At 31.6% G+C, this 6,952-nt stretch carries 8 protein-coding genes; 5 read left to right on the forward strand and 3 right to left on the reverse strand.

Features of this window, described 5'->3' with window-relative positions:
- The first annotated feature begins 982 nt into the window (after positions 1-982).
- Both FTU54_RS14735 and FTU54_RS14740 read left to right on the forward strand, forming a co-directional pair.
- On the forward strand, positions 983-1,561 hold the full coding sequence (locus FTU54_RS14735) for an inovirus-type Gp2 protein (RefSeq protein WP_180074878.1): 579 nt from the start codon (positions 983-985) through the stop codon (positions 1,559-1,561).
- Between the two features lie 2 nt (positions 1,562-1,563).
- Complete coding sequence (locus FTU54_RS14740) at positions 1,564-1,836, forward strand: hypothetical protein (protein ID WP_180074879.1); 273 nt, start codon at positions 1,564-1,566, stop codon at positions 1,834-1,836.
- A 132-nt stretch (positions 1,837-1,968) separates the two neighbouring features.
- On the opposite strand, the gene FTU54_RS14745 is transcribed toward FTU54_RS14740, so the two are convergent.
- Positions 1,969-2,532, reverse strand: coding sequence for a hypothetical protein (locus FTU54_RS14745; RefSeq protein ID WP_180074880.1), 564 nt, complete (start codon positions 2,530-2,532; stop codon positions 1,969-1,971).
- Positions 2,533-2,534: 2 nt separating this feature from the next.
- A complete protein-coding gene (locus FTU54_RS14750; RefSeq protein WP_180074881.1) occupies positions 2,535-3,128 on the reverse strand; it encodes a recombinase family protein in 594 nt (197 codons plus the stop codon).
- Between the two features lie 188 nt (positions 3,129-3,316).
- On the opposite strand from FTU54_RS14750, the gene FTU54_RS14755 reads away from it, so the two are divergent.
- The 3 genes from FTU54_RS14755 to FTU54_RS14765 all read left to right on the forward strand — a co-directional run bounded on the left by FTU54_RS14755 (position 3,317) and on the right by FTU54_RS14765 (position 4,906).
- Positions 3,317-3,835: a hypothetical protein gene (locus FTU54_RS14755; protein WP_180074882.1), complete on the forward strand. Its 519-nt coding sequence runs from the start codon at positions 3,317-3,319 to the stop codon at positions 3,833-3,835.
- A 169-nt stretch (positions 3,836-4,004) separates the two neighbouring features.
- Positions 4,005-4,376: a hypothetical protein gene (locus FTU54_RS14760; protein ID WP_180074883.1), complete on the forward strand. Its 372-nt coding sequence runs from the start codon at positions 4,005-4,007 to the stop codon at positions 4,374-4,376.
- A gap of 116 nt (positions 4,377-4,492) precedes the next feature.
- Positions 4,493-4,906, forward strand: a complete 414-nt coding sequence (locus FTU54_RS14765) for a plasmid replication DNA-binding protein (protein WP_180074884.1) — start codon at positions 4,493-4,495, stop codon at positions 4,904-4,906.
- Here FTU54_RS14765 and repM read toward each other — a convergent pair.
- Entirely contained in the window at positions 4,895-5,842 is a 948-nt protein-coding gene (repM, locus tag FTU54_RS14770; RefSeq protein WP_180074885.1) for a replication initiation protein RepM, read from the reverse strand. The two genes, FTU54_RS14765 and repM, sit on opposite strands and share 12 nt — an antisense overlap.
- Positions 5,843-6,952 lie beyond the last annotated feature (1,110 nt).

The raw sequence follows: 6,952 nt of genomic DNA on the forward strand, positions 1-6,952 counted from the left end.
AGGATTTAATATCCACCATTGGTGCACATGCTTTTAACTCACTCCATTGGAGGAAGTTGAATATCCTCAATACCTAAAAGCTCAAATCAAATCAGTAACAGGTATTTGATTATAAACTTACTATCTTATCAGGGTTTTTTATAGCATAGCTCTAAATGGCTCTCATTTGCTCTTACAGCTCGTTTAAGGTGAAGTGGTACAAGTGCATAGGCAAGGTATCTAAACGCTCTCCTATGAGCAATGGTGAGCATAAAGAATTATATTTATATCTCTATCTAGTGTTAGGATTATCTGACAACCACAATATCTAGTATCTAATAAAATACATCATCCAAAAATGGATACTGAATATGAATAACGCTCCCACCAATGGTGGAAACGTATATAAATCTTTATACCAATCATCAAACAACATATAGAACATTGTACTAATTAGCTCAGCGCAATTCTGCTCTCAGTGTTAGGAATTAATATTATTTCCACTCAGCCGACTTTTCAGCTCAGTAGGTGTATTCGTTCTTTCTTAAATAAAATAGGACACTTTTGATTGTAAGCTACTGAATATTGACAAATTTGTTGTGATATGTTAGTATCTCTCTCATTACTAAAAGAACAATAAAACACTAGCCTTCAGGTACATCAATTTTATAAGTCATTGATTTTATTTAATACTGTTTCAATAGCGACAACGGTATTTTTATATTTCTTTATAAATCAATAATTTACAAATCATCTAAAATCTATCAAAATATGCCTGTATCCCTTACAGCATAAGGCTTTCAGCCACATCAAAAACAATTCGGATAAACAGAGTAATAGATACTATCTAACATACATATATCTCTACTACATCTATAGCTATGTATAACATATAAATATATCAATCTTTATATAGTAAATATCATATTAACTATTAGCTTATATCTTCTCTATTTATCTAATAACAATACAAAATAAGACTTATATTCCCTTTAACTAATTAATGAGTAAACTTTTAACAACTAGCAAGTATTTAGGCTATCCAATCAATACAACATATCAATTAAAACAATCTAACATGAAAGAGATTTATCTAGCTCTGGCTCATGCTAGAGATACGATAGATCGACCTATAGCACTTCGATATACAATAGGATTAGATAACAACCATTCATTCGATATTAACAAATTGACTAGAAAGATTAAGAGCTTATTTAAAGATGGGTACAGTTTTATCTATAGCTTTGAATATGCAGAATATAAAGGATTACATTTAGAAATGATGTTAGTAGTAGATCAGAATAAACATAATCCTTTATCAGTCTTTAACCTTTTAAGAAAGGTACTATTCAGCTTAGAAGGTGTAACAATAAACATTGAACAGGAATATAAGAAAGTATCTTTTAACTTCCATGAAAGAAAAGAGGAATATTTATCTGATTCAGGTGGCAGTAAAGTAGGACACAATTTAAAGGATGAAGCACAATTTAAAGATTGTATGTATAGAGCTTCATATCTAGCAAAGCAAGATGACAAACAACAAGTACAGTATAAGAAAACATTTGGAACAACAAAAGGATAACAATGATCGACTATCAACAACATCAAATTAATACAGCATACAATCAACTAATCTCTAATTTAGTATTATGGCAATATCTAAGAAACAGAGTAAAAGCAGATACAGAACAAGGCTACAAAGTAGTTAAGAATAAAGAAAAGCTAGACAAGATCACATCAAATATTCTTGATGCTCTCCCTGCTTTAGATGGTATTGATATTAGTAATGTAAGGCTATATATGCCACTTGTAGATGATGTAAATCTATTAGAACAGTTTAAGGAGATAGAGCTATGACAGTTATTCTATGCTCTATAGCTATAGCATTTATCATCTATCAACTTAAAACAATCTAGGGGATAGAGTATATCTCTTTTCCCCTCTCTCACGTGTATGTGTATATATGCTCACGTGTGAGGTACGATGCACCTATACGCTTTTGTCATTATAAAATATATAGTTAAATAGATAATCTTTATTATCTTCTATAATTTTTGTTATTTTTTTATTATTTGATTCTAAATCTTTTATTATAATATCTCGATATCTTTCAATTTCTTTTTTATTGTTTTGAAATTGAAATTCCAAACTATCTTTACTCAAAAATAAAAATACATCTTCATCTATTTGATTCTTTAAATCACTTAAAAAAACTTCATATCTTAATGTTAGTAAGTATATATCTTTGCTGTATTTATATTTATTTATTTTTTTTAAATCACTAACTATTAAAGATATATTTCTATTTAGGTTATTCAACCTATTTATAACATCAAGATGATCATTATTATCTAAATTTAAATCTACAATATTAATTAGTATTAGCTCTAATTCATTATATATATCAATGATGTTATGTAGCTTACTATCTAAATTTAAACTTAAGTTTGATAAAACTTCACTCCCTTTTTGTTTTCTCCATTGTTTAAATATAATTAATGCAGAAAGTGTTGCAATAAATGTTGCACATATATTTAATTGTTCTAGTGTCATATCTATCCCTTTAATACCCTATATACAGTAGCAACGCCACACCTAACAGCCTTTGCAATTTCTTCTTTAGTTAAACCTTTATTACTTAACTCTCTAATACGATCATGTTTTTGAGTATCAGCTTTCTTGCCAGTAGGCTTGTATCCGCTTCTCTCTAAACCTTGTTTAATTCGTTCTATACGTTTCTCATTGTCTAATCGAGCCATAGTAGCTAACAAATCAATTAACAGGTTATTAACTAGATTCAGGATAGAGCTTGTAATGGTATCATCTGTATTCAGCAGTACATGAGTAGTTGGCAGATCAGCAACAACTAGCTTCAATCCTTTTTCTTTTATACGTCCTTTCAATACTTCAAACTCATTTTGTTTTAAACGTGATAAGCGGTCTACGCTCTCAACAAGCAATGTATCTCCGTTCTCTGCATCTGCTAATAATTTATTCAATACAGGTCTATCTAGCTTTGTACCTGATTCATTCTCTACATATTCCTTTACATTGTCTTGAATGGTATTAGCAAACTCTTTAAGGCTATCTAATGCTCTCTCAGCATCTTGATCTTTTGTACTAGCTCTTACATATATTCTTACTGTCATTATCATATAACCTTATATCTTTAAGTCTTATGATAATACTATCATTTAATAATCAATACAACTCTAATGATAGATATATTCTCATTTAATTTGATTATTATTTCAGTATAGTCTAATGATAGCTTTTATCAGTCATAAATACTTATAATGCTATATTCAGTTTACTTTTGAATAATTAAGAGATTTTTATGAAAAAAATATTAATCATCGGGTTAGCAAGTCTTTTTGCTATAGGTTGTGCAACAACATCAGGATTAAATCCACAGACAGCAGTAAGTAATTTTGATGGTGTGAAAAGTGTAGCAATTGCTCCGCATGGTGCAGCATGTAAAAGCATGGTGTGCCCAATGGTTGGTGCATCATGGTTAGATAATCAGCCTGATAATGTTGGTATTACTATTCAACTATTCAATGAAATAGCAAATATTCACTCAGTATCTTTTAATATTGATGGGGAAATTATTAATATAAAGAATGATCATGCTACTAGTTTTGATCAAGCTGTAGGGGCTAACTATTCACAAGCTACAATGGTTGTAAGTTACAGTATTTTAACTAAAATTCTGCAATCAAAAAGAACATGGATGAAAGTATCAACTAGCAAAGGCGCACATGAAGTAGCCATTGTAGATGGTACTGTAGATAGTAAGGCTTTTAATGCACTTAAAAGATTTGATGCTCAAGTAAAAGAAGCATCTGCTAAATAGTTATAGACTTACTACCTTTTAGTGTAGGCGGTGCAAAATAATTTGCATCGTTCTGCTCTCTCTACGTGAATGAAACAGTACAACTACCCTGCTAAAACAATTTTATTCACGTACAGCGTTCAATCTGATAGGCTTATGAGTAATTAATAACTGAATATTGGTATTAAATATGACAAATACACCTAAGCCACGTGGCAACTTATCAAAAGCTGTAGTATTGGAATTAGTAAAGGATGCAACTCCTGAACAGGTAGCAACTCTATTTACAGGTAAAGATAATAAACCTTGTACATTAGTATCACGTAAACGTACAGTAGAGCTATTAGGATTATCAGGTGCTAAAAAGAAAGCTGTAGAAGAATATACATACCCAGCTAAACGTAAACCTCGTAAAGCTGTAGTTAAGCGTGGTATAGATTCAAATACAGTTAGCAAGGATGACTATAAAGACTTGAGCAATGACAAATTAATCAGCTCTATTAAAGAGTTTAAGAACAAACTTAAAGCTATGGAAGATCAACTGGCTGATCGTTTGAAATAATCATAACGCTATAAATTGAAAAGGAGGGAGCTATATGCTCTCTTTTTTTGAACATTTTTTGACATGCTAAATGCTGTATATTATTGTTCAATTGAACAGAACAAGAATGAACAAGTATGAGCAATTTATCAATTAACCAAGCAAGCAAATTGTTTAAAATAAGCCGTAATACAATTTATGCTCGAATCAAGAAAGGCGAGATGACAAAGAACAGTGATGGTACTGTTTCAGCACAAGATATGATTCGTCTATTTGGAAATAAGACAGACAAAAAAGCCATAGAACAGGCTATTACCGAACAACTGAACAGCACAGATAAAATTGAACAAATCATTGAGCAACCCAAAAACAATAGTGAACAGCTATTGGAGCAACAAGTTGAACAATTAAAGTCACACGTTGAACAACTTGAAAAGCAACTGGAGTATGTCAAAGCAAATGAAGCATGGCTTAAACAGCAACTAGATCAAAAGCTAATTGAACATAAAAATCATGAAAAGAAAGGGCTGTTAGGTCGCTTATTCGGATAATCTAGTTGGAACAAATCCTACATTTTCTAGATACTGTATCCATTCTTTAACATAGAATCCATCCATAAGCATTGTAGCTATTCGTTCTGAATAATCCTCTACGCTCTCTCCTACATTAGCCTTGTAATGATTTTGGAAAGCTATATCTCTACTCAACTTATCACCGAACATTAGAGCTTGTTTAATTGTCATATCTGCAAACATATCAATAGTATTCATATCCTTACCAGTCTTTGATTTCTTATCTTTTTTCTTAGCTATCTTAAACAAGATATGAGATATAACTCTCCCTTCTTTAAACTGTTCATATTTGATCTGTATATCAGTTTTCTTGTTAATCTCATCAACTGCTAAATCTAGTACACGCTTTTTAAAGCCTGACATTTGACTGTATTCATCAACCCCAACACCTAGTAAATTTCTTAACTCATTTATTGGGTATTTATTACTATTTCCTATACTTAAAAATTTGATCAATATTTCATACAGTCTAATGCTGTACTGGCTTTTAAGCTCTGATACTTGGCTTAAATGGTATTTAGTAAACTGCTCTTCTAGTCGGCTTATCATATTTATTACATTTCGATTTAGGTACATAACAACCATACCCTTATTTTTTACATAGGTTACTTCATTAACCCAACGAGAAACGGTTACAGCATCTGTATTAGCATATCTATCGACATAACTAAACTGCCTATTAAACAACTGCTTACTTGCATCATAAAGCTGTTTATAAGCATTTCTCTCATCTATCTTATATTGCTCCATATAGGATGTAGCTTTAACTTCAATAGGTGAATCGGGTGTTAGTTTGTTTACCTCTCTAGCTTCTACAATAGCTAGTAGCATTAATCTTTGCTCTACCAATGACAGGTTGAAGCTAGCATCAATTAGAGCGTTATCCTTAACCACTAGCCTTGTTTCTCTATTCATCTTATTGGTCTGCTTTTTTTGATTAGCGAACACTAAGCTATAAGTTATTAAATGACAAGTATCGAATAGTCACTTAATACCATAAATCCGTAACTCTCTACTGACTTATCAACACATAAATCCGTTACTTAATCCCCATAAATCCGTTACTTAATATCCTCTGTAGCCCTTACATAGCAAGGCATACAGCAAACAGTAAAGCATTTTAAAGCTTTTTTTATTTCAGAAAAGCCCATCTTCCTTTCAAAAATTTTGATTTTAATTTTGATTATCTGCATAGCAAATTGAGTGCATGGATTCAGATATATTTACCTATCCTGCAATGCAGGTTGGACAGGGAATAGAAATTTACACTTGCTCATGGCTTCTCATTTGCGCTCTAAGGTGCTTCTAAAAAGTATAGTGGTACATAGATATAGGTAAGGTGTATTTCGTTCAATCTGAGCGATTCTGTGAGCATCTAGGACTATATTTAAACCTTATCCTTACCCATCTGATAGCTGTGTACGCAATAACAGGTATTTTGTAGGTACTAGGAATTTGACAGCGTACAGAGTTATCAGAATCCAACCGACTGCATGAAGTTTGATAAGGTATTGAGAAGAACAGAGGGCGTGGAGAAAACAGAAATTAGAAAAGAGAAAAAGAGAATACAAGTTACATCATTTGTTTTTAAATCTATTCAAGCAATAGAGAATTAGTGTGCATACAAATATCTAGTTTTATAAATATTATTAACCATACAAATTTTTGTTTATTTCTGAATACAGCTAGATCAGTAGAACAAGCCTTTCATTAAAATTAGTTATGTAATGTCTATCTGCTTCTCAATGGAAAGGAAACGGAGCTTTAAAAGAAAAACCCCTGCTTAATACGGAGTACCTATCCTCAAACTAAGGACAGGATTTAGGGGTGGGGGCAGATTAGCTTTATCCCCTCCCTCTTTGATAAGGTGTGTATATCAATACCTAGTCTACGCTGACAGGATTTAATATCCACCATTGGTGCACATGCTTTTAACTCACTCCATTGGAGGAAGTTGAATATCCTCAATACCTAAAAGCTCAAATCAAATCAGTAACAGGTATTTGATTATAAACTTACTATCTT

Source organism: Acinetobacter sp. YH12116 (genome assembly GCF_013418895.1).
Classification (GTDB): Bacteria; Pseudomonadota; Gammaproteobacteria; order Pseudomonadales; family Moraxellaceae; genus Acinetobacter; species Acinetobacter indicus.

What these genes read in the sequence shown, in the direction of transcription:
- FTU54_RS14740 (WP_180074879.1), top strand. Translation starts at nt 1,564, where the DNA reads ATGATCGACTATCAACAACATCAAATTAATACAGCATACAATCAACTA.
- FTU54_RS14745 (WP_180074880.1), bottom strand. Translation starts at nt 2,532, where the DNA reads ATGACACTAGAACAATTAAATATATGTGCAACATTTATTGCAACACTT.
- FTU54_RS14735 (WP_180074878.1), top strand. Translation starts at nt 983, where the DNA reads ATGAGTAAACTTTTAACAACTAGCAAGTATTTAGGCTATCCAATCAAT.
- FTU54_RS14750 (WP_180074881.1), bottom strand. Translation starts at nt 3,128, where the DNA reads ATGACAGTAAGAATATATGTAAGAGCTAGTACAAAAGATCAAGATGCT.
- FTU54_RS14755 (WP_180074882.1), top strand. Translation starts at nt 3,317, where the DNA reads ATGAAAAAAATATTAATCATCGGGTTAGCAAGTCTTTTTGCTATAGGT.
- repM (WP_180074885.1), bottom strand. Translation starts at nt 5,842, where the DNA reads ATGAATAGAGAAACAAGGCTAGTGGTTAAGGATAACGCTCTAATTGAT.
- FTU54_RS14765 (WP_180074884.1), top strand. Translation starts at nt 4,493, where the DNA reads ATGAGCAATTTATCAATTAACCAAGCAAGCAAATTGTTTAAAATAAGC.
- FTU54_RS14760 (WP_180074883.1), top strand. Translation starts at nt 4,005, where the DNA reads ATGACAAATACACCTAAGCCACGTGGCAACTTATCAAAAGCTGTAGTA.